This window comes from Enterobacter sp. 2VL, assembly GCF_005503595.1.
Lineage (GTDB): Bacteria > Pseudomonadota > Gammaproteobacteria > Enterobacterales > Enterobacteriaceae > Enterobacter > Enterobacter cancerogenus.
The window spans coordinates 34,782-58,735 of sequence record NZ_SCNE01000010.1 but is presented as its reverse complement, the minus strand read 5'-3'; the positions used below and the strand labels follow the sequence as shown (position 1 = coordinate 58,735).

General features: G+C 57.6%; 27 protein-coding genes. 16 read left to right on the top strand and 11 right to left on the bottom strand.

Annotated elements, in window-relative coordinates; all coding sequences use genetic code 11:
• The first annotated feature begins 259 nt into the window (after positions 1-259).
• From ppiA to argD, 5 genes are all read left to right on the top strand, one after another.
• Complete coding sequence (gene ppiA, locus FFS28_RS18980; RefSeq protein ID WP_006177859.1) at positions 260-832, top strand: peptidylprolyl isomerase A; 573 nt, start codon at positions 260-262, stop codon at positions 830-832.
• Positions 833-938: 106 nt separating this feature from the next.
• On the top strand, positions 939-1,106 hold the full coding sequence (gene ficA, locus FFS28_RS18975; protein WP_006177858.1) for a FicA/YhfG family antitoxin: 168 nt from the start codon (positions 939-941) through the stop codon (positions 1,104-1,106).
• Positions 1,096-1,698, top strand: a complete 603-nt coding sequence (locus FFS28_RS18970; RefSeq protein WP_042321619.1) for a putative adenosine monophosphate-protein transferase Fic — start codon at positions 1,096-1,098, stop codon at positions 1,696-1,698. Before ficA ends, FFS28_RS18970 begins: the two co-directional genes overlap by 11 nt.
• Positions 1,699-1,728: 30 nt before the next feature.
• On the top strand, positions 1,729-2,292 hold the full coding sequence (pabA, locus tag FFS28_RS18965; protein ID WP_058609469.1) for an aminodeoxychorismate synthase component 2: 564 nt from the start codon (positions 1,729-1,731) through the stop codon (positions 2,290-2,292).
• A gap of 86 nt (positions 2,293-2,378) precedes the next feature.
• The gene (gene argD, locus FFS28_RS18960) at positions 2,379-3,599 is read left to right on the top strand and encodes a bifunctional acetylornithine/succinyldiaminopimelate transaminase (protein ID WP_171007421.1); all 1,221 of its coding nucleotides are present in this window, start codon (positions 2,379-2,381) and stop codon (positions 3,597-3,599) included.
• Between the two features lie 136 nt (positions 3,600-3,735).
• On the opposite strand, the gene FFS28_RS18950 is transcribed toward argD, so the two are convergent.
• On the bottom strand, positions 3,736-5,823 hold the full coding sequence (locus FFS28_RS18950) for a YccS/YhfK family putative transporter (protein WP_006177852.1): 2,088 nt from the start codon (positions 5,821-5,823) through the stop codon (positions 3,736-3,738).
• A gap of 57 nt (positions 5,824-5,880) precedes the next feature.
• A complete protein-coding gene (gene crp, locus FFS28_RS18945; protein ID WP_000242758.1) occupies positions 5,881-6,513 on the bottom strand; it encodes a cAMP-activated global transcriptional regulator CRP in 633 nt (210 codons plus the stop codon).
• 311 nt (positions 6,514-6,824) lie between these two features.
• Between crp and FFS28_RS18940 the strand changes: the two genes are divergently transcribed.
• Entirely contained in the window at positions 6,825-7,229 is a 405-nt protein-coding gene (locus tag FFS28_RS18940; RefSeq protein WP_058609467.1) for an OsmC family protein, read from the top strand.
• Between the two features lie 86 nt (positions 7,230-7,315).
• On the opposite strand, the gene FFS28_RS18935 is transcribed toward FFS28_RS18940, so the two are convergent.
• From FFS28_RS18935 to FFS28_RS18925, 3 genes are read right to left on the bottom strand one after another with little or no spacing between them, the layout of a single operon-like run.
• On the bottom strand, positions 7,316-8,185 hold the full coding sequence (locus tag FFS28_RS18935) for a phosphoribulokinase (protein ID WP_006177850.1): 870 nt from the start codon (positions 8,183-8,185) through the stop codon (positions 7,316-7,318).
• 30 nt (positions 8,186-8,215) lie between these two features.
• The gene (locus tag FFS28_RS18930; RefSeq protein WP_006177849.1) at positions 8,216-8,434 is read right to left on the bottom strand and encodes a YheU family protein; all 219 of its coding nucleotides are present in this window, start codon (positions 8,432-8,434) and stop codon (positions 8,216-8,218) included.
• Positions 8,431-9,453 (bottom strand): hydrolase, encoded by a 1,023-nt coding sequence (locus FFS28_RS18925; RefSeq protein WP_088209210.1) that lies wholly within the window; start codon positions 9,451-9,453, stop codon positions 8,431-8,433. Before FFS28_RS18925 ends, FFS28_RS18930 begins: the two co-directional genes overlap by 4 nt.
• Before the next feature lie 227 nt (positions 9,454-9,680).
• Here FFS28_RS18925 and mdcA point away from each other — a divergent pair, with 227 nt between their 5' ends.
• From mdcA to mdcH, 8 genes are all read left to right on the top strand, one after another.
• Positions 9,681-11,336: a malonate decarboxylase subunit alpha gene (gene mdcA / locus FFS28_RS18920; protein ID WP_102890092.1), complete on the top strand. Its 1,656-nt coding sequence runs from the start codon at positions 9,681-9,683 to the stop codon at positions 11,334-11,336.
• On the top strand, positions 11,336-12,193 hold the full coding sequence (locus FFS28_RS18915) for a triphosphoribosyl-dephospho-CoA synthase (protein WP_137903698.1): 858 nt from the start codon (positions 11,336-11,338) through the stop codon (positions 12,191-12,193). The genes mdcA and FFS28_RS18915 overlap by 1 nt, the downstream gene beginning before the upstream one ends.
• Before the next feature lie 9 nt (positions 12,194-12,202).
• Positions 12,203-12,502, top strand: coding sequence for a malonate decarboxylase acyl carrier protein (gene mdcC, locus FFS28_RS18910; RefSeq protein ID WP_006177845.1), 300 nt, complete (start codon positions 12,203-12,205; stop codon positions 12,500-12,502).
• Complete coding sequence (locus tag FFS28_RS18905) at positions 12,495-13,328, top strand: biotin-independent malonate decarboxylase subunit beta (protein WP_046886743.1); 834 nt, start codon at positions 12,495-12,497, stop codon at positions 13,326-13,328. Before mdcC ends, FFS28_RS18905 begins: the two co-directional genes overlap by 8 nt.
• A complete protein-coding gene (mdcE, locus tag FFS28_RS18900) occupies positions 13,328-14,128 on the top strand; it encodes a biotin-independent malonate decarboxylase subunit gamma (protein ID WP_042321604.1) in 801 nt (266 codons plus the stop codon). The genes FFS28_RS18905 and mdcE overlap by 1 nt, the downstream gene beginning before the upstream one ends.
• Positions 14,129-14,249: 121 nt before the next feature.
• The gene (locus FFS28_RS18895) at positions 14,250-15,209 is read left to right on the top strand and encodes an AEC family transporter (RefSeq protein WP_006177842.1); all 960 of its coding nucleotides are present in this window, start codon (positions 14,250-14,252) and stop codon (positions 15,207-15,209) included.
• Positions 15,210-15,211: 2 nt separating this feature from the next.
• Positions 15,212-15,829 (top strand): malonate decarboxylase holo-ACP synthase, encoded by a 618-nt coding sequence (locus FFS28_RS18890; protein ID WP_006177840.1) that lies wholly within the window; start codon positions 15,212-15,214, stop codon positions 15,827-15,829.
• Positions 15,829-16,725 carry a malonate decarboxylase subunit epsilon gene (gene mdcH, locus FFS28_RS18885; protein WP_058609461.1) on the top strand — a complete coding sequence of 299 codons (897 nt, stop codon included), beginning with the start codon at positions 15,829-15,831 and terminating at the stop codon, positions 16,723-16,725. Before FFS28_RS18890 ends, mdcH begins: the two co-directional genes overlap by 1 nt.
• Positions 16,726-16,828: 103 nt before the next feature.
• Here the strand turns inward: mdcH and FFS28_RS18880 are convergent, their stop codons facing one another.
• From FFS28_RS18880 to FFS28_RS18855, 6 genes are all read right to left on the bottom strand, one after another.
• Positions 16,829-17,128: a DUF6966 domain-containing protein gene (locus FFS28_RS18880; protein ID WP_137903697.1), complete on the bottom strand. Its 300-nt coding sequence runs from the start codon at positions 17,126-17,128 to the stop codon at positions 16,829-16,831.
• Between the two features lie 107 nt (positions 17,129-17,235).
• Positions 17,236-17,742 (bottom strand): YrhA family protein, encoded by a 507-nt coding sequence (locus FFS28_RS18875; RefSeq protein WP_137903696.1) that lies wholly within the window; start codon positions 17,740-17,742, stop codon positions 17,236-17,238.
• Complete coding sequence (locus FFS28_RS18870) at positions 17,739-18,029, bottom strand: hypothetical protein (protein ID WP_137903695.1); 291 nt, start codon at positions 18,027-18,029, stop codon at positions 17,739-17,741. The genes FFS28_RS18875 and FFS28_RS18870 overlap by 4 nt, the downstream gene beginning before the upstream one ends.
• 136 nt (positions 18,030-18,165) lie before the next feature.
• A complete protein-coding gene (locus tag FFS28_RS18865) occupies positions 18,166-18,372 on the bottom strand; it encodes a DUF4926 domain-containing protein (protein WP_137903694.1) in 207 nt (68 codons plus the stop codon).
• 221 nt (positions 18,373-18,593) lie between these two features.
• Positions 18,594-19,535, bottom strand: a complete 942-nt coding sequence (locus FFS28_RS18860; RefSeq protein ID WP_040078335.1) for a LysR family transcriptional regulator — start codon at positions 19,533-19,535, stop codon at positions 18,594-18,596.
• 15 nt (positions 19,536-19,550) lie between these two features.
• Positions 19,551-21,455, bottom strand: coding sequence for an ABC transporter ATP-binding protein (locus tag FFS28_RS18855; RefSeq protein ID WP_040078336.1), 1,905 nt, complete (start codon positions 21,453-21,455; stop codon positions 19,551-19,553).
• 141 nt (positions 21,456-21,596) lie between these two features.
• On the opposite strand from FFS28_RS18855, the gene kefG reads away from it, so the two are divergent.
• A complete protein-coding gene (gene kefG / locus FFS28_RS18850) occupies positions 21,597-22,148 on the top strand; it encodes a glutathione-regulated potassium-efflux system ancillary protein KefG (protein ID WP_042322241.1) in 552 nt (183 codons plus the stop codon).
• The gene (kefB, locus tag FFS28_RS18845; RefSeq protein ID WP_137903693.1) at positions 22,148-23,953 is read left to right on the top strand and encodes a glutathione-regulated potassium-efflux system protein KefB; all 1,806 of its coding nucleotides are present in this window, start codon (positions 22,148-22,150) and stop codon (positions 23,951-23,953) included. The genes kefG and kefB overlap by 1 nt, the downstream gene beginning before the upstream one ends.
• Position 23,954 lies beyond the last annotated feature (1 nt).

Here is a 23,954-nt window from a genome sequence, read left to right as displayed (position 1 = left end):
AAGTAAAACGCATTGACTGCGTTTGAGCGGGCAGATTTTAGTCGCGAAAGTGATCTATTCCTATCTTTAAGGATTAATTTGCAGGTTATTGCACGATTTAATGTGATCTAAGTCACGTTAACGGCCGTGAAAGCCAATCGTTTGCGCGGTTACAACTGTTTCAAATTCGTAAAATTAGGTAAAAGGCTGGTCTCCGTTCATACTGCTCTTTAGAATCAAGCCATTCGCTTTCTCTACTGCGCTTTGTTAAGGAATTCTCATGCTCAAATCAACACTGGCGGCTGTTGCAGCTGTGTTTGCTCTTTCTGCCGTTTCCCCTGCTGCGCTGGCAGCCAAAGGAGACCCTCACGTCCTGCTGACCACCTCCGCCGGCAATATTGAGCTGGAACTGAACAGTCAGAAAGCTCCCGTCTCTGTGAAAAACTTCCTCGACTACGTGAACAGCGGTTTCTATAACAACACCACGTTCCACCGCGTGATCCCGGGCTTTATGGTGCAGGGCGGTGGCTTTAACGAGCAGATGCAGCAAAAGAAACCTAATCCGCCCATCAAGAACGAAGCGGACAACGGCCTGCTGAACAAGCGCGGCACTATCTCGATGGCGCGTACCGCGGATAAAGACAGCGCGACCAGCCAGTTCTTCCTGAACGTCGCCGATAACGCCTTCCTCGACCACGGCCAGCGCGACTTCGGGTACGCCGTGTTTGGTAAAATTGTGAAAGGCATGGACGTGGCCGACAAGATTTCTCAGGTGCCAACCCATGACGTCGGTCCGTACCAGAATGTGCCGACCAAGCCGGTTGTTATCCTCTCCGCAAAAGTTCTGCCGTAATCCTCTTTAACACGGGCATCTCTGCCCGTGTTGTTTAGCCCTCCCTGCGAAAGCGCGTTTTGCTGCTTATACTTGTGGCAAACGGACATATTCAGGGAGGCGTTAAGTGAAAAAACTCACCGACAGGCAAAAGTCCCGACTCTGGGAACAGCAGCGCAACGTTAATTTTCAGGCCAGCCGCCGCCTTGAAGGCGTCGAAAGTCCCCTTGTCACGCTAAACGCCGAGGATGCCCAGCGCCGCCTTGATGAACTCAGGAGGCACTATGAGCGATAAAATCGGTGACGACCGCGACCCGTATCTCTACCCCGGCCTGAACGTCATGCGCAACCGTCTTAACGTGCGCCAGGCGGACCGGCTGGCGCAGGCGGCGTACGAAATTACCGCGCTGCGTGCTGCCACGCTACCGTTGGGGCCGTCCGCGCCGGGGCTTCCGCACCTGTGCGCTATTCATCGCCATCTTTACCAGGATATTTTCGAGTGGGCGGGGGATATCCGCGAAGTCGATATTTATCAGGGCGATACCCGCTTCTGCCACTTTGCCTATATCGAGAAAGAGGGCAACGCACTGATGCAGGATCTCGAAGAGGAGGGCTATCTGGCGGGGCTGGAGAAAGACGAATTTATCGCTCGTCTCAGCCATTACTACTGCGAGATTAACGTTCTGCATCCGTTCCGCATCGGTAACGGCATCGCGCAGCGCATCTTCTTTGAGCAGCTGGCGCTCCACGCGGGCTATCAGCTGAGCTGGGAAGGCATCGACCCGGACGACTGGGCCACCGCCAACCAGAACGGCGCGATGGGCGATCTCACGGCGCTTAACGCCATCTTTGCCAAAGTAGTGAGCGAAGCGCGGGAAACTGAGTAGAATAGGGCGGCATTTTTTTCCGGAGCCGCCATGATCCTGCTGATTGATAACTACGATTCCTTCACATGGAACCTTTACCAGTATTTTTGCGAACTGGGGGCGGAGGTGGTTGTCCGCCGCAACGACGACATCACCCTGGCTGAGATTGACGTGTTGGCCCCGCAGAAAATAGTGATCTCGCCGGGGCCGTGCACGCCGTCGGAGTCCGGCATCTCTCTGGACGCGATCCGCCACTACGCGGGCAAACTGCCAATTCTGGGCGTTTGTCTCGGCCATCAGGCGATCGCCCAGGCCTTTGGGGCAACCATCGTGCGTGCCGCAAAAGTGATGCACGGCAAAACCTCGCCCGTCACCCACGCAGGCGCTGGCGTGTTTTCCGGGCTGAATAACCCGTTAACCGTTACCCGCTATCACTCTTTAGTAATTGATCCGCCGACGCTGCCCGACTGCTTTGAGGTCACCGCCTGGAGCGAGACGCAGGAAATAATGGGGATCCGCCATCGCGAATGGGATCTCGAAGGCGTGCAGTTCCACCCCGAGAGCATTCTCAGCGAACAGGGACACCCGCTGCTGGGCAATTTCCTCCATCGCTGATTATCTATTGCCTTGTTGTGATTTTTTATGCATATTTTGTGATTATATTTTCACAATCACTGTGACATAAAATGGATGGGCATGACATGGCAACTGAACAATCCGCAATTACCCGCGCAACATTCGACGAAGTGATCCTGCCGGTTTATGCACCGGCCGAGTTTATCCCGGTAAAAGGGAAAGGCAGCCGCGTGTGGGATCAGCAGGGCAAAGAGTATGTGGATTTCGCGGGCGGGATTGCGGTGACGGCGCTGGGTCATTGCCATCCTGCGCTGGTAGACGCCCTGAAAACTCAGGGCGAAACCCTGTGGCACACCAGCAACGTCTTCACCAACGAGCCTGCGCTGCGCCTGGGGCGCAAGATCATCGACGCCACCTTTGCCGAGCGCGTGCTGTTCATGAACTCCGGCACTGAAGCCAACGAAACCGCGTTCAAGCTGGCGCGCTATTACGCATCAACCCGCCACAGCCCGTATAAAACCAAAATCATCGCCTTCCATAATGCCTTTCACGGTCGCTCGCTGTTTACCGTGTCCGTTGGCGGCCAGCCGAAGTATTCCGACGGCTTCGGCCCGAAACCTGCCGACATCATCCACGTGCCGTTCAACGATCTGCATGCGGTGAAGGCGGTGATGGACGACCACACCTGCGCGGTGGTGGTGGAGCCGATTCAGGGCGAAGGCGGCGTGACGGCGGCCACGCCGGAATTCCTGAAAGGGCTGCGCGCGCTGTGCGACGAGCACAAGGCGCTGCTGGTGTTTGATGAGGTGCAATGCGGCATGGGACGCACCGGGGATCTGTTTGCCTACATGCACTACGGCGTCACGCCGGATATCCTGACCAGCGCCAAGGCGCTCGGCGGCGGCTTCCCGATCAGCGCGGTGCTGACCACCCAGGATATCGCTTCCGCGTTCCACGTCGGCTCCCACGGTTCCACCTACGGCGGCAACCCGCTGGCCTGCGCGATTGCCGGTGCGGCGTTTGATATCATCAACACGCCGACGGTTCTCAACGGCGTGAACGCGAAACGCGAGCAGTTTGTGAAGCACCTTCAGCAGATTGACGAACAGTTTGATGTCTTCAGCGAGATCCGCGGGATGGGGCTGTTGATTGGCGCCGAGCTGAAGCCGCAGTACAAAGGCCGCGCCCGTGATTTCCTGCACGCCGCCGCGCACGAAGGGGTGATGGTGCTCAACGCCGGGCCGGACGTGATGCGCTTTGCGCCGTCGCTGGTGGTGGAAGATAAGGATATTGAAGACGGGTTAACCCGGTTTGCCGCGGCGGTCGGTAAGATAGTCCGGGGATAACCTCATTGCCCGGCGGCGCTGCGCTTGCACGGGCCTACAAAACCGTAGGTCGGGTAAGCGTAGCGCCACCCGACAAAACGGCAGGCACGGAGTTCAGGTCTTGTAGGTCGGGTAAGCGTAGCGCCACCCGACATAATCAGTACGGCGTGCGTTTCAGTACGCGCGTTAACCAGATCCCATGATGCGGTCGCTGACGCCATGCCACCGACGAAATGGTGTGCATGGTGTTCAGATGCCCTAACACGCGCTGCAAATGCTGCTCCAGGGTGCTCATCGGCCCGTGGGTTAGCGTTTCCGGCGCTTCCAGAATGTTTGAATCCCCCGACTCACCCGGTGAGTCATACTCCAGACGCTGCTGGCACCGCTGCAGCGCAATCTCGCACGACTGCAAATAGCGCTGCGCCAGATCCGGGGTCAGCATCGTGTGCTCGCGCGCGAGGGTCGTCATCGCATTGATGTGCTCGACGATAAACTGGCTGTGCGTCACCCACAATTTCATGTCTGCCAGATAGTGCGAGTTAAAGCCTGGCTCCTGCATCGCCTGGTTGAGCGAGTTAAACAGGGCGTTGTGCGCCTGGTTGACCTTCATGCGCTGATAGGCCAGCGGCGAGGGCTGCGGGTCGTCGCTAAGGATCAGCCTGATAGCCTCCTGGTCTGCCTCCAGCGCGTCGTGGGCGTTTTGCCTGAGCAGCCCGCTCTGCCACTGCGGCCACAGCCAGACCATGCCGCCAAACGCAATCAGGCAGCCAATCAGCGTATCAACCAGCCGGGCGATGATGAACTGCTCGCCGTTGAGCGTAAGCAACTGCAGGGTATATACCGCCGTGACCGTAAAGCCAACCATCGCCCAGCCGTAGCTTTTGCGGATAATCAGGTAGCTCACCAGCGTAATTGCCAGCATTCCCGCCAGCGTATATCCCTCCGGCACGTGGAAGTGCAGGGTGACCCCGGCAATGACCAGCCCGGCAATCGTGCCGCCCGCCCGGTGCAGGATGCGCACCCGCGTGGCGCCGTAGCCGTTTTGAGTGACAAACAGCACGGTCATTAAGATCCAGTATGGCTTCGGCAGGTGCAGCGCCATCCCCATCAGGCTGGCGATGCTCAGCATCACGCTGATGCGCGCGGCGTTACGCAGCGCCGGGGATTTCAGCGACAGGTAGCTTTTAAGGGCGGGCAGCAGCGGGAGCCGTTTTTGTTTATCGGCCATCAGGTCGCGTGGGTAGAGCGGACGCTGGGTGCGCAGGACGCGCGCGATGCGGCTGAAGTGCCAGGCGGCGAACTGCCCGACCGGGTTATCCGGGTGCTGGCGGGCAATCTTCTCCAGCGCGCCGAGGGGCTTATCCATGTTAAAGCGCGTGGGGTAGCGGTGATAAAGAATGTCGTCCGCCAGCACCCGCAGGCGCGCGGATACTGTCTGAGCGTTCCAGCGGATCACCGCTTCGGCGTGGCTACGCTCGACCAGCTTTTGCACCTCTTGCGGGTGATGCAGGCTGACCGAGATGTGCTCCTGCAGATCCAGCCCCACCTGGAAGATGCGCAGCAGCCGCTTGTAATCATGGTTTTTATTGGCGGCAAGCATATGCAGCTGCTGGTAACACTGGCCAATCAGATCCACCACCTTTTGCTGTCGCGTCAGCAGCGGCGGCAGTGATTTTTCCGGATCGGTGTGCTGGGTCAGCAGGGTGTATTTGGCCTCGCAGTACTCCGCCAGCTGCACGTAGAGCAGGCTCAGGGATTCGCGCAGCGGCTGTTCCCGCCACAGCCAGAACCAAAACCAGTTGAATACGCCGTACCACAGCGTGCCGAGGGCGTAGATTAGCAGCGGCTCCCACACCGGCATATTGCCCGCCAGGCTCAGCGTAAAGATGGCGGCAATCAGCGAGGCGGGCAGCAGTCGGGCGTGCAGCGAGCTGATTTCAGCAGTCACGCCGAGCGTCATTGCCAGCACGGTCAGAATGAGCGGCAGCGGAATATCCCGGGCCAGCAGAAGCTGCACCGCCAGGCTACAGCCTGCAAACAGGCAGCCGCCAACGATCAGGCGTTTGAAAAAGCGCTTATGCGGCGTGTCGAGGCCCGCAATGTTGCAGCAGGCAGGCACAAGGGAAAACAGCAGACCCTGCTGGAGATGACCAAGGATCAGGCCCACGGCCACAGGAAGGCACAACACCAGCGTTTGCCGCAGTGCGTAGTTAACTTCCGGGTGATAGATCAGCCTGCGCCACATGGGGAGTAGAGACAAAAACGGCGTGTCACCTTGCGGTGGCACGCCGTTTGACCGTAATTAACGGGTTCCGTAGACCACGATGGTTTTACCGTGGGCAGAGATCAGGTTCTGGTCTTCCAGCATTTTCAGGATACGGCCCACTGTTTCACGGGAGCAACCGACGATCTGACCAATTTCCTGGCGGGTAATTTTAATTTGCATGCCGTCAGGGTGGGTCATCGCGTCCGGCTGTTTAGCCAGGTTCAGCAGGGTCTGCGCGATACGGCCGGTAACGTCGAGGAAGGCAAGGTTGCCCACTTTCTCAGACGTCACCTGCAGACGGCGAGCCATCTGGGAAGAGAGACGCATCAGGATGTCAGGGTTTACCTGAATCAACTGACGGAACTTCTTGTAAGAAATTTCAGCCACTTCACATGCGGTTTTCGCACGAACCCAGGCGCTACGTTCCTGGCCCTCTTCAAACAGGCCCAGTTCACCGATGAAATCGCCCTGGTTCAGATAAGAAAGGATCATCTCTTTCCCTTCTTCATCTTTGATCAGCACTGCCACCGAGCCTTTGACGATGTAATACAACGTTTCCGCTTTTTCACCCTGGTGAATCAGCGTGCTCTTCGATGGGTACTTATGAATGTGGCAATGAGACAAGAACCATTCGAGAGTCGGGTCTGTTTGCGGTTTGCCAAGCACCATGCGCTGTTATCCTCTGTTATAAGCTGTCACCAGAGCCATAAATCGCATCCTGACTCTGGGGTTGCAATCGAATTCTTACCCATACCCTGGGAAGTCGGCTGTCGTAACGTTTCGCAGCCAGTAAAGTTTGATGTCCTCTGCATACATGTGTAACGTCAATGTATTACTGTAGCATCCTGAGTGTTTTAGCATAGCTTTTGACGCGTGTCTCCTGGTGTCTCGCTTCAGCATGATGCAGGTCGCCTTCCGTTGCGTGAAATGTAACGCGCGCGTACTCTGTCACCAAAAATGCAACGTTGGAGTTAATGAATATGCAAGCGCGTGTAAAGTGGGTAGAAGGGCTGACGTTCCTGGGCGAGTCTGCGTCAGGCCACCAAATTTTGATGGACGGTAACTCCGGCGATAAAGCCCCAAGCCCTATGGAGATGGTGCTGATGGCGGCGGGGGGATGCAGCGCTATCGACGTGGTGTCGATCCTGCAAAAAGGCCGTCACGACGTGACCGATTGCGAAGTGAAGCTCACGTCTGAACGCCGCGAAGAGGCGCCACGCCTGTTCACGCATATCAATCTGCACTTTATTGTTACAGGTAAAGACCTGAAAGACGCGGCGGTGTCGCGCGCGGTTGACCTGTCTGCGGAGAAGTACTGCTCTGTGGCGTTAATGCTTGAGAAAGCGGTGAATATTACCCATTCGTATGAAGTGATTGAGGCCTAATCTTTTGGCGGGTGGCGCTTCGCTGACCCGCCCTACAAAAGCACGACCGTAGGCCAGGTAAGCGCAGCGCCACCGGGCAAAACAACTCACGCGATCTGCTTGCCTTCCATCAACCGCTGCACCAGCGGCGTCATGATTAACTCCATCGCCAGCCCCATTTTTCCGCCCGGCACCACCAACGTATTGATATGTGAAATAAACGACCCCTGCAGCATCGCCAGCAGCCACGGGTAGTCGATCCCGTCCAGATTGCGGAAATGGATGACCACAAAGCTCTCGTCCAGCGACGGAATGGTTTTGGCGGCGAACGGGTTGGAGGTGTCTACCGTCGGCACGCGCTGGAAGTTGATATGGGTGCGGGAGAACTGCGGCGTCAGGAAGTTAATGTAATCTTCCATCGAGCGCACCACCGAGTCCATCACCGCCTCGCGCGAATGACCGCGTTCGCTGATGTCGCGCGTCAGCTTCTGGATCCACTCCAGGTTAACAATCGGCACCACGCCCACCAGCAGGTCAACATGGCGCGCCACGTCGTGCTGTGGCGTGACCACGCCGCCATGCAGCCCTTCATAAAACAACACGTCGGTGGGTTCCGGCAGCGGCTGCCAGGGCGTAAAGGTGCCCGGCACCTGGTTCCAGGGTACGGCTTCGTCATAGGTATGAAGATATTTACGGGATTGCCCTTTACCGCTCAGGCCATATTCCGCAAAGGTCTGCTCCAGCAGGCCGAAGTCATTCGCCTCGGGGCCGAAGTAGCTAATGTGTTTCCCCAAATCGCGCGCCTTGCGGATGGCCATGTCCATTTCCGGACGCGTATAGCGGTGAAAGCTGTCGCCCTCTACCTCAGCAGCCCGGAGATTGAGCTGGGCGAAAATCTTGCGAAAGGCGAGGCTGGTGGTGGTGGTTCCCGCACCGCTCGAACCCGTGACGGCAATAACCGGATGTCTGGCAGACATAGCAACTCCCTGACTGAAAAGGTTTAGCGGTCAGCCGTGAAACGCGTTGCGGGGCATGATATTGACCGTCTCATGCAGTTCGGACCACACCAGCACCACGTCGCCGCTTTTCAGCTGGCGTTTTACATCGCTGACCTTTTGTTCAAGCGAACGTTCATGTTCACCATAATCGGTGCCTTCCCGCAATACAAAGCTTTCAATCAGATTATCGAGCGTTTCGGGAGAGAGATCCTGCCAGGGAATAATCATTTTATACCGTCCAGATAAGTCGTTAACCAGTCAGGAATGCGCGTCTCAAGCCACATTTTGGGCCGACGCAGCGTGCCGCCGACAAAGCCGACGTGCCCGCCGTACTCGGTGAGCTGATACTGCACGTTTGCCGGTAAATGCCCGGGCGACGGAATGGAGTGGTGATCCATAAACGGATCGTCCTTCGCGTGAATAATCAGCGTCGGCTTTGTAATTTGATTCAGCAGCGGCATGGCGCTGCACTGACGATAATAGTCAATCGCGTCGGCAAAGCCGTGAATTTTTGAGGTAATCAGATCATCAAACTCCCGCAGACGCTTCACGCGCTTGAGCTGCTGCAGGCTGATAGGCAGCGTGTCCGGGTAGGCCTTCAGCTTACGGGCGGCGTTGGCCTTCAGCAGGTTAAGCAGATAGCGCTGATAGACCCGGGAAAAGCCTTTTTCCATATGGTAGCTGCACTGCTCCAGCATAAACGGCGCGGAGACGATGACGGCGGCGTCCAGCGGAACCGCGTCGCTCTCTTTCGCCAGCAGGCAGGCCAGCATGTTACCGCCCAGCGAATACCCGACGGCGGCCGTCGGCACGGTGCCGAAACTGTCGCGCAGCCAGTGCAAAAACCAGGTGCCGTCTTCGGTCTCACCGGAGTGATAAATGCGTTTCTGACGGTTTGGCTCGCCGCTGCATCCGCGAAAGTGCATCACCACACCGAGCCAGCCGCGTGCTTTTGCCGCCTGGATTAACCCGTGCGCGTAAGGGCTGTGCAGGCTGCCTTCCAGACCATGAAATACCACCAGGCGCGGCTTGTGGCGCGCCTGATCGGGATCTTCGCTCCAGGCCAGATCCAGAAAGTCGCCGTCCGGCAAATCGAGCCGTTGCCAGTGCGGGGTGAACTGCACCTTGCGACGGATCAGGCGCGGCAGCATGGTTTGCAGATGAGGGTTCGCCACGCCGCGCATAGGCACGAATTCGGCGCGCTCTTCAGCGGCTATCTCAAAGTCGGACGGGATTATTTGGGTCATAACGGCGATGCTAATTATTGTCTGTTATTTACGATATCTTCCGAATTGTACCCCGTTTAGCCCGTTTTTCCGAAACATGAACTGATCCCGATCACATTTCTTTACTGAGATTATTACTCTCAGGCTAATGATTACGCTCTACGCTTAATTGATGCCTTTATCACCAGAGCGCACACTTTACTCAACGTTAAGCAATCAGAATGATGTGCTGAATCAGGAGGTTAATAATGTTATCTGGGCAAACACCTACCCGGCAATGGAACACACGACGCACGGAAAAAGCGCGCCGTCTGGCATCCGTACCGGTGCAGGGCAAGGTACTACCCACCGGCGATATCGTCGCCATGCTGGAAAAACTGATCGCGCCTGGCGACAAAGTCGTTCTGGAAGGTAACAACCAGAAACAGGCCGATTTCCTTTCCCGCTCCCTCGCCGACGTCAACCCGCAAACGGTGCATGACCTGCATATGATCATGCCAAGCGTCGGTCGCAGCGAGCATCTGGATATCTTTGAAAAAGGCATCGCCCGCAAGCTGGACTTCTCTTTCTCCGGCACCCAGAGCCTGCGTATTTCGCAGTTGCTGGAAGACGGCCAGCTCGAAATCGGCGCCATCCACACCTACATCGAGCTCTATTCACGCCTGTATGTCGATCTTTCTCCGAACGTTGCGCTCATCGCCGGTTTCAAAGCGGACCGTAAAGGCAACCTGTATACCGGGGCGAGCACCGAAGATACCCCGGCGCTGGTTGAAGCCGCCGCGTTCCACGACGGGATCGTCATCGCACAGGTGAACGAACTGGTGGACGACGAATGCGATCTGCCGCGCGTGGATATTCCAGGCTCCTGGATCGACTACGTGGTAGTGGCCGACAAGCCGTTCTTTATTGAACCGCTGTTCACCCGCGACCCGCGCCTGATCAAACAGGAACACATCCTGATGGCGATGATGGCGATTAAGGGCATCTACGCGGAACATCAGGTGCAGTCCCTCAACCACGGGATCGGCTTTAACACCGCAGCGATTGAGCTGCTGCTGCCGACCTACGGCGAACAGCTCGGCCTGAAGGGCAAAATCTGTAAGCACTGGACCCTGAACCCGCATCCAACGTTGATCCCGGCGATTGAAAGCGGCTGGGTGGAAAGCGTGCACTGCTTCGGCGGCGAGCTGGGGATGGAAGAGTACATCCGCGCCCGCCCGGACATCTTCTTTACCGGTGCCGACGGCTCCATGCGTTCCAACCGCGCCTTCTGCCAGCTGGCAGGCCAGTATGCGGTGGATATGTTTATTGGCTCCACCCTCCAGGTGGACGGCTACGCTAACTCCTCAACCGTGACCCGCGGGCGTCTCTCCGGCTTCGGCGGCGCGCCAAACATGGGCCACGATCCGCACGGTCGTCGCCACGCCACACCGGCCTGGCTGAACATGATCACCGAGCCTGACCCACTGCAGCGCGGTAAAAAACTGGTCGTGCAGATGGTGGAAACCTTCCAGGCAGGCGTGAAGCCGACCTTTGTGGAGAAACTGGATGCCGTCGACGTGGCGAAAGCCTCCGGGATGCCGCTGGCACCGGTAATGATTTACGGCGATGACGTGACCCACGTCCTGACCGAAGAGGGGATTGCTTACCTCTATCGCGCCAAAGATCTGGAAGAGCGTCGGGCGATGGTTGCCGCCGTGGCGGGGATCACCGATATCGGTCTGGGCGTAGACGCCAAACGCGTCGCAGAACTTCGCCAGAGCGGAAAAGTGGTTTACCCGGAAGATATGGGCATTCGCCGCACTGATGCCACCCGCTCACTGCTGGCGGCGGGCAGCGTGTCTGACCTCGTTGAGTGGTCCGGCGGTCTGTATAACCCACCTGCGAAATTCCGGAGCTGGTAATGAAACTTCTGCCCCAGATTCAGGTTGAAGGCGGTGCCGAATGGCTGGCGCGAACCGCCACGCAGTGTCTGATTGACGAAGCACGATTAAGCCCGAAACCCGGTCTGGTGGACAGTCGGGGGAACGGCGCGCACCACGATCTTACGCTGGCGCTGATGGAGCGCTCCGCGCACAGCCTGACCCCTACGTTTCAGGCGCTGGCGCAGCAAAGCTGGCAGCGTCCGGCTGACGTTGCGCTCAGGCAAACTGTCGGGCGGCTTGGCCGCGAAGGCGAGCAGCAGATGATGAATGCGACCGGCGGGGTCAATACCCACCGGGGTGCGATTTGGGCGCTGGGATTACTGGTCAGCGCGGTGGGGATGCAGGGCGGCGACGCCTCTGCGCAAACCGTCGCAGACACCGCCGCCCGGCTGGCAAAACTGCCGGATGACGCCGCACCGAAAGTGTTCAGCAAAGGGCTACGCGCCACGCATCGCTATCGCGTGCCGGGCGCGCGTGAAGAGGCGCAGCAGGCGTTTCCGCACATCATGCAGCGTGCGCTGCCGCAGCTTCGTCTGAGCCGACTTAACGGCAGTAGCGAAGCGCAGGCGAGGCTCGACGCGCTGATGGCCATCATGACGTCGCTTACCGATACCTGCGTGCTGTCGCGCGCCGGAATGGAGGGGCTGGACGCCATGCAGGACGGCGCCCGCGCCGTGCTGAACGCCGGAGGATGTGCCACACCCGCAGGCCAACTGGCGCTGGCAACGTTAGATCGTCAGATGCTGGCACTCAACGCCTCACCGGGCGGCGCTGCCGACCTGCTTGCCGCCACGCTGTTTCTCGACCGCGTCGAAACGCCTTATTCAAAGCATTAAGAGGATGTTATGGAAAAAATCACATTAACCATGCCCGCCAGCCGCGCGTTAAGCGGTAAAGCGCTGGCTGGGGTTGTCGGTTCCGGGGATATGGAGGTGCTTTTCGCCGCCGAACCGGGCCAGACGTTAACCATTGATATCACCACTTCCGTCGACAACAGCCGCGGTCGCTGGGAAGCTCTGTTTACCCGCCTGCAAACCGTCAGCAGCCTGCCCGCAGGCAAACTGACCATCCACGACTTCGGCGCGACGCCGGGCGTGGCGCGCATTCGTATCGAACAGGTTTTTGAGGGGGTGAGCCATGCGTGATGACAGCAGCTTTATCGAACTAAAAGCACGCCAGCGTGCGCAGGCGCTGCTGGATGAGGGCAGCTACCGCGAACTGCTGGATCCGTTTGAAGGCATTATTTCTCCGTGGCTGGGGCCGCAGGGGATTGTGCCGCAGGCCGACGACGGCATGGTGGTAGCGAAAGGGACCATCAACGGTCAGCCTGCCGTGGTAGTTGCCATCGAAGGCGCGTTCCAGGGCGGCAGTATGGGCGAAGTGTCCGGTGCCAAAATGGCGGCGGCGCTGGAGTTGGCGGCGGAAGATAACCGCAACGGTATCCCGACTCAGGCGGTGCTGTGCCTCGAAACCGGCGGCGTGCGCTTGCAGGAAGCCAACCTGGGCCTGGCGGCGATTGCCGATATCCACGCCGCGATTGTCGATCTGCGTCGCTACACGCCGGTGATCGGCATTGTGGCCGGGACCGTGGGCTGCTTCGGCGGGATGTCCATCGCCGCAGCGCTGTGCAGCTACCTGATTGTGACCCGCGAAGCGCGTCTTGGCCTGAACGGCCCGCAGGTTATCGAACAGGAAGCGGGGATTGAAGAGTACGACTCCCGGGACCGTCCGTTTATCTGGAGCATGACCGGCGGCGAAGTGCGCTATGAAAGCGGCCTGGTGGATGCGCTGGTGGGTGACGGCGTGAACGCGGTGAAAGCGGCAATGAACGACGCGATTGCGAAAGGCGTGCCGGCGAAACACCGTACCGATAACTACGACGATTACCTGAACCGTCTGACGAATTTCGACACCCGCAAACAGGCCGATGCCGAACAGATTAAAGCGCTTTTTGCCCGGGAGGTGAAATGATGAGTAATTCAATGAGCCGTGGCGAACTCTGGCTGGAAACCCTCGCCCCGAACGCCAAACGTCTGGAAGGGCTCTGCCCGTCCGTGCAGGCCGCAGACGGTGAGCTTAACGGTGAAACGGTGCGTTTTGTCGCCGTCGTCCCGGATGCCAACAACCACTATCCGCGTGCCGCGCAGGGCGAAGTGGGCCTGCTTGAAGGCTGGACGCTGGCAAAAGTGGTCAGTGAAACCGTTGCCGCCGATGCCGATAAAGCCGTTAAACGCCCGATTGTGGCGGTGATTGACGTCCCAAGTCAGGCCTATGGTCGTCGTGAAGAGGCGTTTGGTATTCACCAGGCGCTGGCCGGTGCCGCTGCGGCCTACGCTAACGCGCGTCTGGCCGGTCATCCGGTGATTGGCCTGATTGTCGGCAAAGCGATGTCCGGCGCGTTTCTGGCGCACGGCTACCAGGCTAACCGCCTGATCGCCTTCAACGACAAAGGCGTACTGATCCACGCGATGGGTAAAGAATCTGCGGCGCGTATCACCCTGCGTACCGTGGAGGCGCTGGAAAAACTGGCGGCCACCATTCCGCCGATGGCGTATGACATCAGCAACTACGCCACGCTGGGGCTGCTTTCCAGCCTGCTGGACATCAGCAACCCGGATGCCCCAACCGATAACGATCTGGCGCAGGTGAAAACCACGCTGCAACAGGCCATCAACGACGCGCGTCAGGACGCCACCCTGAAAAACCGCTTAGGCGCTGACAACCGCCGCAGCTCGGCACTCGTTCGCGAACGCATGCGGGCCAGCTGGTAAGTAAAAAGAGACCTGCCAGATGCACAACCCCGTGGGCGTACGTTGCGCCCACGCGGGAGGCTGCATCCTGAAAATAATAAACATCGCGCCAGTGCTATAACTTTTTTACTACAGGTGATTTATGACTTACGTAATTGTTCATGCTCTTGCACCGATTTTCGTCATCATGCTACTGGGATTCTGGGCCGGTAAGGCAAAGATGGTCGATAACAAAAATGTTTCCCTGCTTAATATTTTCGTCATGGATTTTGCACTGCCTGCCGCGCTGTTTAGCGCCACCGTGCAAACGCCATGGACCGGCATCGTGGCCCAGTCGCCGCTGATTCTGGTGCTGACTCTGGCGATGTGGATAACCTATGCGGCCATCTACTTCCTCGCCACCAAAGTCTTTAAAAAATCTCCGCAGGATGCGGCCGTGCTGACGCTGACCGTCGCCCTGCCGAACTATGCGGCGCTCGGCCTGCCAATCCTGGGCAGCGTGCTGGGTGAAAGTTCTTCTACCTCGCTCTCCGTGGCGGTCTCCATCGCCTGCGGCTCCGTACTGATGACGCCGTTCTGCCTGCTGATCCTTGAGCGTGAAAAAGCGCGCGCCGAAGGGAATAACTCCGGCTCAACCCTCTCCATGCTGCCGGTGCTGATGTGGCGCTCGATTAAAAAACCGATCGTTATGGGTCCACTGCTGGGGGTGATCCTCTCCGCTATCGGCATCAAAATGCCGGAACTGGTTCTCGCGGCGATTAAACCGCTGGGGCTGTCCGCCACCGCAGCTGCGCTGTTCCTGACCGGGGTGATCCTCTCTGCTCGTAAGCTGCAGATCAACACCATGGTGATCACCTCTACCATCGCCAAGCTGCTGATCCAGCCTGCGATTGCCTGGGGTATCGTCTTGATCTTCGGCCTGCACGGTTCTGTGGCGATCACCGCTATCCTGATGATTGCGCTGTCAGCTGGCTTCTTCGGCGTGGTGTTCGGTAACCGCTTTGGCGTGCAGTCACCGGATGCGGAAGCCGTGCTGCTGTTAAGCTCCGTACTGTGTATCCTGTCGCTGCCGCTGTTTATCTCGCTGACTTCAGGAATGTAATCATGACCACAACATTACGCCCCCACGACCTCATCTGGCTTACCGCGCGTGACGCGCTGGAAGGCATCACCGAATCTTGGGTGGAGGCGGCCTGGCATACCGGCCTGCCGGTAGTGGTGCGGCGTGATGTTGATAGCGAAGGCCGTATTCCCGTTGGCGTGCGCGGATTGCGCCGCGACCAGCGGGCGGCCGGATGGGTGAAGCCAGAACGCGTGACGCGCGTGGTTACGCCCGAATCACTGAGCGTAACGGCCGATCTGCTGCGCTCGCCCTTTGTGACGCAGCCGCCGGTTCAGGTGGCGCTGCAACTTTCCCAGCAGCCGTGGCCGTGGTCGTGGGGCATTACCGGCAGCACCGGCTACGCGCTGGCAACCGGCATTCCGGTTATCCATGCCGACAGCGATCTCGACCTGCTGATCCGCGCTCCGCAGCCTCTCTCCCCCGATGCGTTTGCCGCCTGGCAAGCCCAGCTTAGCCGCGCGCTGTGCCGGGCAGATACGCAGGTGGATACGCCTGAGGGCGGCTTTGCGCTGGCGGAGTGGCTGCGCGACGGCAAAACGCTGCTGAAAACCCGCCGCGGGCCGCGTCTGGTGACGGACCCGTGGCACAGGGAGGCGTGATGAAAATACTGTTTACTTTTCCGGGGCAGGGCACGCAGCATGAAGGCATGCTGCAAAACCTGCCGGGTACCGAGCTGGCTCAGGCGCGCGAGGTGTTGGGGGCGGAGGTTGATACGCTGGATAGCGCTGCTTCGTTATCCCATACCCGCGCGGTGCAGCTTTCGCTGCTGATAGCCGGTGTCGCCTGGGCGCGCGAGCTTGAGCGACGCGGCGTAACGCCGGATATCGTCAGCGGGCTGTCCATTGGCGCATACCCGGCGGCGGTTATCGCGGGCGCGCTGGATTTCACCGACGCGCTTAGGCTGGTCGCGCTGCGTGGCGATTTAATGGAGCAGGCGTATCCGCACGGCTATGGCCTGACGGCGATTATGGGCTTGACCCTGCCGCAGGTGGAACAGCTTATCGAAGGCACCGGAACCTATATTGCGAACCTGAACGCCGAAACGCAGATTGTGATCGCCGGACGCGATGACGGGATGGCGCAGGTAGCCGAGCGCGCGCTGGCGAAAGGGGCGAGCAAGGCCAAACGACTGGCGGTCAGCGTACCATCGCACTGCGCGCTGCTGGCGGAGCCGGCGCAGAAGCTGGTGGCGGCGTTTGAAAAAGTGACGCTCTCTCGCCCACGCTTAGCGTATCTTAGCGGCAGCACCGGCCGCGTGCTGTGGCAGCCGGAGAAGATCGCCGACGATCTGGCGATGAATATGGCCCGCACCGTGCGCTGGCAGGAGGCAGTCATTTCCGCCAACGAACGCGACGCGCGACTGGCTATTGAGATGCCGCCCGGCGGCATTTTGACCTGCTTAACGCGCCAGGCGGCGTGGGAAGGGGAGTCTATATCGCTGGAACGCAGCGGGGTTGAGGTAGCGGTACATTTGGCGGGGCGGCTCCAGCGGTGAGTTTTGCCCGGCGGCGCTTTCGAAAAACGTAAGGTACGATAGGCACTTATAGCTCAGGGTGGAAATCTCCCTGAGCATGCGTCAGCGACGCTGATGATGAGTGTTAGGGTAAACACCCTTTTTTTATTAAATCGATTGCCTGCTCAAGTTGCTGGTAAAGCCTATGACGCAAATCTTCCAGTTCTTCATTCTCTTTACGAAGCGGTAGCCCATTTTTGTGAAGAACAATATCGTTAAAAGATCCCATTCCACCGTAAACTTTTTTTAATGCGAATATTGTAGTTTCACAGTCGACGTCAAGTTCACTACCAAGTGTCTCAAAGGTTTTGGCCCATGCATTCTCATTGTTTGAGCGCAGTACGCTAATAATATTGGTTAACGTTTTCTTTATTTCATTTATCATTTCAAACTCACACTATTTCAGTATTCTAACACCAGGTATTCTCCACGGTTCACGCACGACTACTTGTCGTTTTTTGTGTAAACTGCCAGGTTGAGATTTGACGCATATTAATTCACCGTATCAATTAGTGCGGATAACAATCCGTTAAATTGGTTATGTGATTCTATTACATAATCCGTTGAAACTTTATCACGGATCTGAAAACAATCATCAGCGAAACTGTAGACAATAACGGATATACCATCCTCACCAATGAGCACTTTATCAGTGAGATTCTGATCAAGATAGATTTCATCAGTGCGTGTATCAACGTTGCGGATGTAGATATTTGACCATAATGGCACACCATTTTCTGCCTGAACTACGTTATATAAAGTCAGTCCGTTATACTCCAGACCATCCATAATGTTGAACATATTCAGGTAGTCAGATCGGGTAACCATCAGGCGCTGTATATCCTCGTAAACCGTTCTTTTCTGACGACCCCATTCGGCGGGTGGAGCATTGCGCATGAGATCTGCCATCACGGCAGGATTGACAGGATTGGCTATCGGGTAGTTATCAGCAGTCATTAGAGTCTTGAATATGCCTAACAATTCATCGGTATCCTTCATTTCTTCTCCTTAATGCCAGCGGGATAAATTACATCTTTTGGAGCAGGCCATAACACTTTTGCGCTTTCATTATAGGGAAGAACTTTAGTTATCGTGCCCTGGGCCTTTGAAAGCGTGTAATGATAGGGCGAACTTTGTATCAGCGTTAGGTACTCAAAAGTATTTGCTCCTGCGTCATCAAGATTGTTTTTTATTTTCCCATATAGCCCTTTAATCTTTTTACTGTTTGTCTGAACCTTAAATGTTGCGGTTGTCAATACTACCCGCCGCCAAATGATATTCAGCATCCCAATTCCTGTTGAGTGTAAACATCCTGTTCCTGCTTTAAGCCATGTTATTTTTGTGGATATTCAGAGATAACGGATGATAAGTCAAACGTGGCGTTCAGTTTCTGTTGAGCACTTCCCCAATAGTTCCTGCCTCTCACTTCGGTTGGATATAATCTGCCACCTGGCGGGGTAACAGTGAAGGCATTGCAATAGTTCGCCCATCATCATCAACAAATTCAACCATATAAGCCAGATGGGGTTTTTCATGTACTAATACTATGGCACCCAACATACCTTTGGTTAACCCTTCCTCCGGCAAATCTTCCGCTAACACAACCACCTCAAACTCTTCTCTTCTCATCGGCTGTACTCACTTAACAAAAATCGTCGTCATGCGTGGAACGATGGCATCTGGTTCATACCCAACTAAACGCCGTTCCGTTTCTCGGGAGGGGGAGATGTTGATAACGGGGGCGCGGGTCATATTCCAGGTAATCCAGTTCGTAAAATACACTCGCCATTTCAGTGCATCGCGTGGCGTTCAGCTTTAGTGAACCCTGGAACAGGGAGAAAGCACCAGGCTTACGGGGCCGAGGTATCTGCCGTGAGGCTTCGCGCATACATCCGCCCTTCGGCGGCCAGTGCGCGCAGGCTGGGATCCTGCTCGCGGTTGCGGGCAAAGACGATGGCGATCAACTGCTGCATCTGATACGGCTGCGCCAGCTTCAGTAGCTGCACCGAGTTCTCATACACTTTCTTCATCCTGCCCGGCATCAGCGTAAAACCGACCCCCGCCTGCACCAGGCTCAACATAGAGAAAATGTCGTTCACGCGCGTGACGATTTCCGGCTCGAATCCGGCGATGTGGAACGCTTCCTGGAACCCGGCGTAGGTGGCGAACCCTTCTGCCAGCGCGACGAATTTCTGATCTTTATAATCACGCAGGTCGGCCAGCTCGCCGGTGTTGAGGGACGCAGACGCAGGTGCGGCAAGGAAAATGTCGTCATGGAACAGGGGAAGCACTTCAAGACTGTTACGATCGATATCGCTTTCGGAAATGGAGATTAAAATCGCGTCCAGCGAACCCTCGTCCAGCATATGCAGCAACGTTTCGTTGGAGCCCATCGTCAGGTCCATCTCCAGGTCCGGACGGCGCAGCTTCATGCCCATGATCAGGCGCGGTACGGTCTCCAGCGTTAGCGAGTAAAGCGTGCCGACGCGCAGCCGCCCCTGACCTATACCGGCAATTTTACGGGACTCTTCCACGCCGCGCGCCATGACCTGCATCACCTCCTGGCAATACTCCAGCAGCGTCCAGGCGGAGGGGAGCGCAATCAGGTTGCGCCCCTTATGGGTGAAGAGCGGGCAGCGCACGTTCTCTTCCAGGGTGTGCAGCGCGCGGTGCACGCTGACGCCGCTGAGGCCCAGAGTTTCGGCGGTACGCGCGATATTGCCCTTCTCCATGAACGTCATGAAGATGCTGAGCTTGCGAAATGTAATGTCGCTCGTGGTATCGAAACTCATACTCCTCCCGGCGGTTTAGTCGGCCTGTAGCATCGCTTCCAGCTGTTCCTGGGCGTCCAGCCACGCCATCTCACACTCTTCGAGGCTGGATTTGGTTTTGGCCTGGGTTTGCAGGCAGTCCGTCAGCTCGGCCTTGCGGCTCTGATCGTACAGCTCGCTGTCGCCCAGCTTCTCTTCAACGGCCGCAAGCGTGGCGTTGAGCTTTTCCATCTCTTTTTCCAGGCGCGCGATCTCTTTACGCAGCGGTTGCGTCTGGGTGCGCAGTTCCGCTTCCCGGCGCTTCTGGTCTTTACGCGCCTGCGCGCTGTTGGCGTTGTCTTTTGCCGACTCGTCCGGCTGGTTTTCCTGCTTCTGCACGTCCGTCAGCCACTGCTGATAGTCTTCCAGGTCGCCGTCGAACGGTTCAACTTTGCCGTCGTGCACCAGGTAGAGATCGTCCGTGGTGGAGCGGATCAGGTGGCGATCGTGCGAGACAACCACCAGCGCGCCTTCGAACTCAATCAGCGCTTCGGTCAGCGCCTGACGCATGTCGAGATCGAGGTGGTTGGTCGGTTCATCGAGCAGCAGCAGGTTCGGACGCTGCCAGACGATCAGCGCCAGCACCAGACGGGCTTTTTCACCCCCGGAGAAGCGCTCGGTATTCTCGGTGACTTTATCACCCTGGAAACCAAACCCGCCGAGGTAGTCGCGCAGCTTCTGCTCCATCTCCTGCGGTGCCAGCCGCGCCAGGTGCTGAATCGGCGATTCATCCGCGCGTAAAAATTCCAGCTGGTGCTGGGCGAAGTAGCCAAGCTTAATTCCTTTCGCCAGACCGATTTCGCCGCTGACCGGGTTAAGCTCGCCCGCCAGCAGTTTGATCAGCGTTGATTTACCGGCACCGTTACGCCCCAGCAGACCAATACGTGAACCCGGCACCAGGTTGAGCTTGATAGAGTCGAGAATCGTACGCTCGCCATAGCCAGCGCTGACCTTTTCCATCTTCAGCAGCGGGTTCGGCAGGCTCTCCGGCGCGCGGAAGCTGAAGTGGAACGGGTTATCGACGTGCGCAGGCGCAATCATCTCCATGCGTTCCAGCATCTTAATGCGGCTTTGTGCCTGCTTGGCCTTCGAAGCTTTCGCTTTGAAACGATCGACAAAGCTCTGCAGGTGCGCCACGCGCTGCTGCTGGCTTTCATACATCGATTGTTGCTGGGCAAGACGCGTTGCGCGCTGGCGCTCGAAGGAGCTGTAGTTGCCGGTGTATTCGAACATCGTTTGCTGTTCGATATGGATAATTTTATCCACCACCGGATCGAGGAAGTCGCGGTCGTGGGAAATCAGAATCAGAGTGCCCTGATAGCTCTTGAGCCACTTCTCCAGCCAAATAACCGCATCGAGATCGAGGTGGTTGGTCGGTTCATCAAGCAGCAGTAAATCAGAACGGCAAATCAGCGCCTGCGCCAGGTTAAGGCGCATACGCCAGCCGCCGGAGAAGTCGCTCACCGGGCGTTCGAGCTGGTCGTTGCTAAAGCCGAGGCCGTGCAGCAGGCTGGAGGCGCGGGAGCGGATGGTCCACGCGTCGATGGCGTCCAGCTTGCCGTGAACGGTGGCGATGGCGTGGCCGTCGTTGCGCTCGTTTGCGGCATTGAGCTCCGCTTCCAGCTTGCGGTATTCGCGGTCGCCGTCAATCACATAGTCGAGCGCCGGTTCGCTCAGCGCGGGCGTCTCCTGGTTAACCCAGGCGAGCTGCCAGTTTCCGGGGTAGGTAAAGTTCCCGCCGTCAGCGCTAATCTCGTTTTTCAGCAGCGCCAGCAGGGTGGATTTACCGCAGCCGTTTTTGCCGACCAGCCCGACCTTCTGGCCAGGGTTAATGGTGGCAGTGGCGTTGTCCAGCAGGACGCGCACGCCGCGACGAATTTGTAACGAGGAGAAAACAATCATAGAAGCGCCGTATGTTCCGACTATGTTAATTTGTCATTATGATAATGTAAGGTGTGGACCATTTGCCGCCGCACCGGGCCGCCATGGTAGCCCAAAACAACAACGATACACAAAAACAGAAACAGGACCGGGAGGGGAATGATGTCTCAGACAGCCAAAGTGCTGCTGCTGTATGCCCATCCGGAATCTCAGGACTCGGTGGCGAACCGGGTGCTGCTTAAGCCGGCGACACAGCTCAGCAACGTAACAGTGCACGATCTCTACGCGCACTATCCTGATTTCTTTATTGATATTCCCCACGAGCAGGAACTGTTGCGTCAGCATGACGTTATCGTGTTCCAGCATCCGCTTTATACCTATAGCTGCCCGGCGCTGCTGAAAGAGTGGCTGGACCGCGTGCTCAGCCGGGGCTTTTCCAGTGGGGTAGGGGGCAACCAGCTCGCGGGAAAGTACTGGCGTAGCGTGATTACCACCGGGGAGCCGGAAAGCGCCTACCGTCACGATGGTCTCAACCGCTATCCGATGAGCGATATCCTGCGCCCGTTTGAGCTGACGGCGGCGATGTGCCGTATGCACTGGCTGAGTCCAATTATTGTCTACTGGGCGCGACGTCAGGATCCGAAGGCGCTGGCGAGCCATGCCAAAGCGTATGGCGACTGGCTGGCATCGCCGATTCAGGCGGGAGGACGCTGATGGAAGGTTCCAATTTACTATTAGCCGGCGTGCTCTTTTTATTTGCGGCGGTCGTTGCCGTGCCGCTGGCGGCCCGGATCGGCATCGGTGCGGTGCTGGGCTATCTGCTGGCGGGTATCGCCATCGGCCCCTGGGGGCTGGGATTCATCAGCGATGTGGATGAAATCCTCCACTTCTCCGAGCTGGGCGTGGTGTTCCTGATGTTCATCATCGGCCTTGAGCTGAACCCGTCCAAGCTGTGGCAGCTTCGGCGCTCGATCTTCGGCGTGGGGGCCGCGCAGGTGTTATGTAGCGCCGCGATACTTGCCGTGCTGCTGATGCTGACGGACTTTTCGTGGCAGGCCGCCGTCATTGGCGGGATCGGGCTGGCGATGTCCTCCACCGCGATGGCGCTGCAGCTGATGCGCGATAAAGGCATGAACCGCAACGAAGCAGGCCAGCTGGGCTTTTCGGTGCTGCTGTTCCAGGACTTGGCGGTTATCCCGGCACTGGCGCTGGTGCCGCTGCTTGCGGGATCGGGTGACGACAGTTTCGACTGGGTGAAAATCTCCATGAAGGTGCTCGCCTTTGCGGGCATGTTGATTGGTGGACGCTTTTTATTACGCCCGGTGTTTCGGTTTATTGCCGCCTCCGGCGTGCGCGAGGTGTTTACCGCCGCGACGCTGCTGCTGGTACTTGGCTCGGCGCTGTTTATGGATGCGCTGGGGCTGTCGATGGCGCTCGGGACGTTTATCGCAGGCGTACTTCTTGCGGAAAGTGAGTACCGCCACGAACTGGAAACGGCCATCGATCCATTCAAAGGCCTGCTGTTAGGGCTGTTCTTTATTTCGGTGGGCATGGCGCTCAACCTTGGCGTGCTCTATACCCATCTGCTGTGGGTGATAATGAGCGTGGCCGTGCTGGTGGTGGTGAAAACGCTGGTGCTGTATGTGCTGGCGCGCATTTACGGGCTGCGCAGTTCGGAGAGAATGCAGTTCGCCAGTGTGCTGAGCCAGGGCGGTGAATTCGCGTTTGTGCTGTTCTCGACGGCATCGTCGCAGAAGCTGTTTAAAGACGACCAGATGGCGCTGCTGCTGGTGACGGTGACGCTGTCGATGATGACCACGCCGCTGCTGATGAAGCTGGTGGATAAACTGCTGTCGCACCGCCTGAACCCGGTGGACGACGAAGCGGAAACCCCGTGGGTGGAGGACGATAAACCGCAGGTGATTATCGTGGGTTTTGGTCGCTTCGGGCAGGTGATTGGCCGCCTGTTAATGGCCAACAAAAAGCGTATCACCGTACTGGAGCGGGATATCAGCGCGGTGAACCTGATGCGAAAATATGGCTATAAGGTTTACTACGGCGATGCCACGCAGCTTGAACTGCTGCGCTCCGCCGGTGCGGAAGCGGCGGAATCGATCGTTATCACCTGTAACGATCCGGAAGACACGATGAAGCTGGTGGAACTGTGCCAGCAGCATTTCCCGCACCTGCACATTCTGGCGCGTGCGCGCGGACGTGTGGAAGCTCACGAACTTTTGCAGGCGGGTGTGAAACACTTCTCCCGCGAAACCTTCTCAAGCGCTCTGGAGTTGGGGCGTAAAGCGCTGGTGTCGCTGGGGATGCATCCTCACCAGGCCCAGCGCGCACAGATGCACTTCCGCAGGCTTGATATGCGCATGCTGCGCGAGCTGATGCCGGTGCATTCAGATACGGCGCAGATCTCCCGCGTGCGGGAAGCGCGTCGCGAGCTGGAAGAAATTTTTCAGCGCGAGATGCAGCAGGAACGACGCCAGCTCGACGGCTGGGATGAATTTGAATAAA

Excerpts from the sequence above, each read along its gene's own strand:
- ppiA (WP_006177859.1), top strand. The coding sequence starts at position 260 with ATGCTCAAATCAACACTGGCGGCTGTTGCAGCTGTGTTTGCTCTTTCT.
- FFS28_RS18970 (WP_042321619.1), top strand. The coding sequence starts at position 1,096 with ATGAGCGATAAAATCGGTGACGACCGCGACCCGTATCTCTACCCCGGC.
- pabA (WP_058609469.1), top strand. The coding sequence starts at position 1,729 with ATGATCCTGCTGATTGATAACTACGATTCCTTCACATGGAACCTTTAC.
- argD (WP_171007421.1), top strand. The coding sequence starts at position 2,379 with ATGGCAACTGAACAATCCGCAATTACCCGCGCAACATTCGACGAAGTG.
- FFS28_RS18950 (WP_006177852.1), bottom strand. The coding sequence starts at position 5,823 with ATGTGGCGCAGGCTGATCTATCACCCGGAAGTTAACTACGCACTGCGG.
- crp (WP_000242758.1), bottom strand. The coding sequence starts at position 6,513 with ATGGTGCTTGGCAAACCGCAAACAGACCCGACTCTCGAATGGTTCTTG.
- FFS28_RS18940 (WP_058609467.1), top strand. The coding sequence starts at position 6,825 with ATGCAAGCGCGTGTAAAGTGGGTAGAAGGGCTGACGTTCCTGGGCGAG.
- FFS28_RS18935 (WP_006177850.1), bottom strand. The coding sequence starts at position 8,185 with ATGTCTGCCAGACATCCGGTTATTGCCGTCACGGGTTCGAGCGGTGCG.
- FFS28_RS18930 (WP_006177849.1), bottom strand. The coding sequence starts at position 8,434 with ATGATTATTCCCTGGCAGGATCTCTCTCCCGAAACGCTCGATAATCTG.
- FFS28_RS18925 (WP_088209210.1), bottom strand. The coding sequence starts at position 9,453 with ATGACCCAAATAATCCCGTCCGACTTTGAGATAGCCGCTGAAGAGCGC.
- mdcA (WP_102890092.1), top strand. The coding sequence starts at position 9,681 with ATGTTATCTGGGCAAACACCTACCCGGCAATGGAACACACGACGCACG.
- FFS28_RS18915 (WP_137903698.1), top strand. The coding sequence starts at position 11,336 with ATGAAACTTCTGCCCCAGATTCAGGTTGAAGGCGGTGCCGAATGGCTG.
- mdcC (WP_006177845.1), top strand. The coding sequence starts at position 12,203 with ATGGAAAAAATCACATTAACCATGCCCGCCAGCCGCGCGTTAAGCGGT.
- FFS28_RS18905 (WP_046886743.1), top strand. The coding sequence starts at position 12,495 with ATGCGTGATGACAGCAGCTTTATCGAACTAAAAGCACGCCAGCGTGCG.
- mdcE (WP_042321604.1), top strand. The coding sequence starts at position 13,328 with ATGAGTAATTCAATGAGCCGTGGCGAACTCTGGCTGGAAACCCTCGCC.
- FFS28_RS18895 (WP_006177842.1), top strand. The coding sequence starts at position 14,250 with ATGACTTACGTAATTGTTCATGCTCTTGCACCGATTTTCGTCATCATG.
- FFS28_RS18890 (WP_006177840.1), top strand. The coding sequence starts at position 15,212 with ATGACCACAACATTACGCCCCCACGACCTCATCTGGCTTACCGCGCGT.
- mdcH (WP_058609461.1), top strand. The coding sequence starts at position 15,829 with ATGAAAATACTGTTTACTTTTCCGGGGCAGGGCACGCAGCATGAAGGC.
- FFS28_RS18880 (WP_137903697.1), bottom strand. The coding sequence starts at position 17,128 with ATGATAAATGAAATAAAGAAAACGTTAACCAATATTATTAGCGTACTG.
- FFS28_RS18875 (WP_137903696.1), bottom strand. The coding sequence starts at position 17,742 with ATGAAGGATACCGATGAATTGTTAGGCATATTCAAGACTCTAATGACT.
- FFS28_RS18870 (WP_137903695.1), bottom strand. The coding sequence starts at position 18,029 with ATGCTGAATATCATTTGGCGGCGGGTAGTATTGACAACCGCAACATTT.
- FFS28_RS18865 (WP_137903694.1), bottom strand. The coding sequence starts at position 18,372 with ATGAGAAGAGAAGAGTTTGAGGTGGTTGTGTTAGCGGAAGATTTGCCG.
- FFS28_RS18860 (WP_040078335.1), bottom strand. The coding sequence starts at position 19,535 with ATGAGTTTCGATACCACGAGCGACATTACATTTCGCAAGCTCAGCATC.
- FFS28_RS18855 (WP_040078336.1), bottom strand. The coding sequence starts at position 21,455 with ATGATTGTTTTCTCCTCGTTACAAATTCGTCGCGGCGTGCGCGTCCTG.
- kefG (WP_042322241.1), top strand. The coding sequence starts at position 21,597 with ATGTCTCAGACAGCCAAAGTGCTGCTGCTGTATGCCCATCCGGAATCT.
- kefB (WP_137903693.1), top strand. The coding sequence starts at position 22,148 with ATGGAAGGTTCCAATTTACTATTAGCCGGCGTGCTCTTTTTATTTGCG.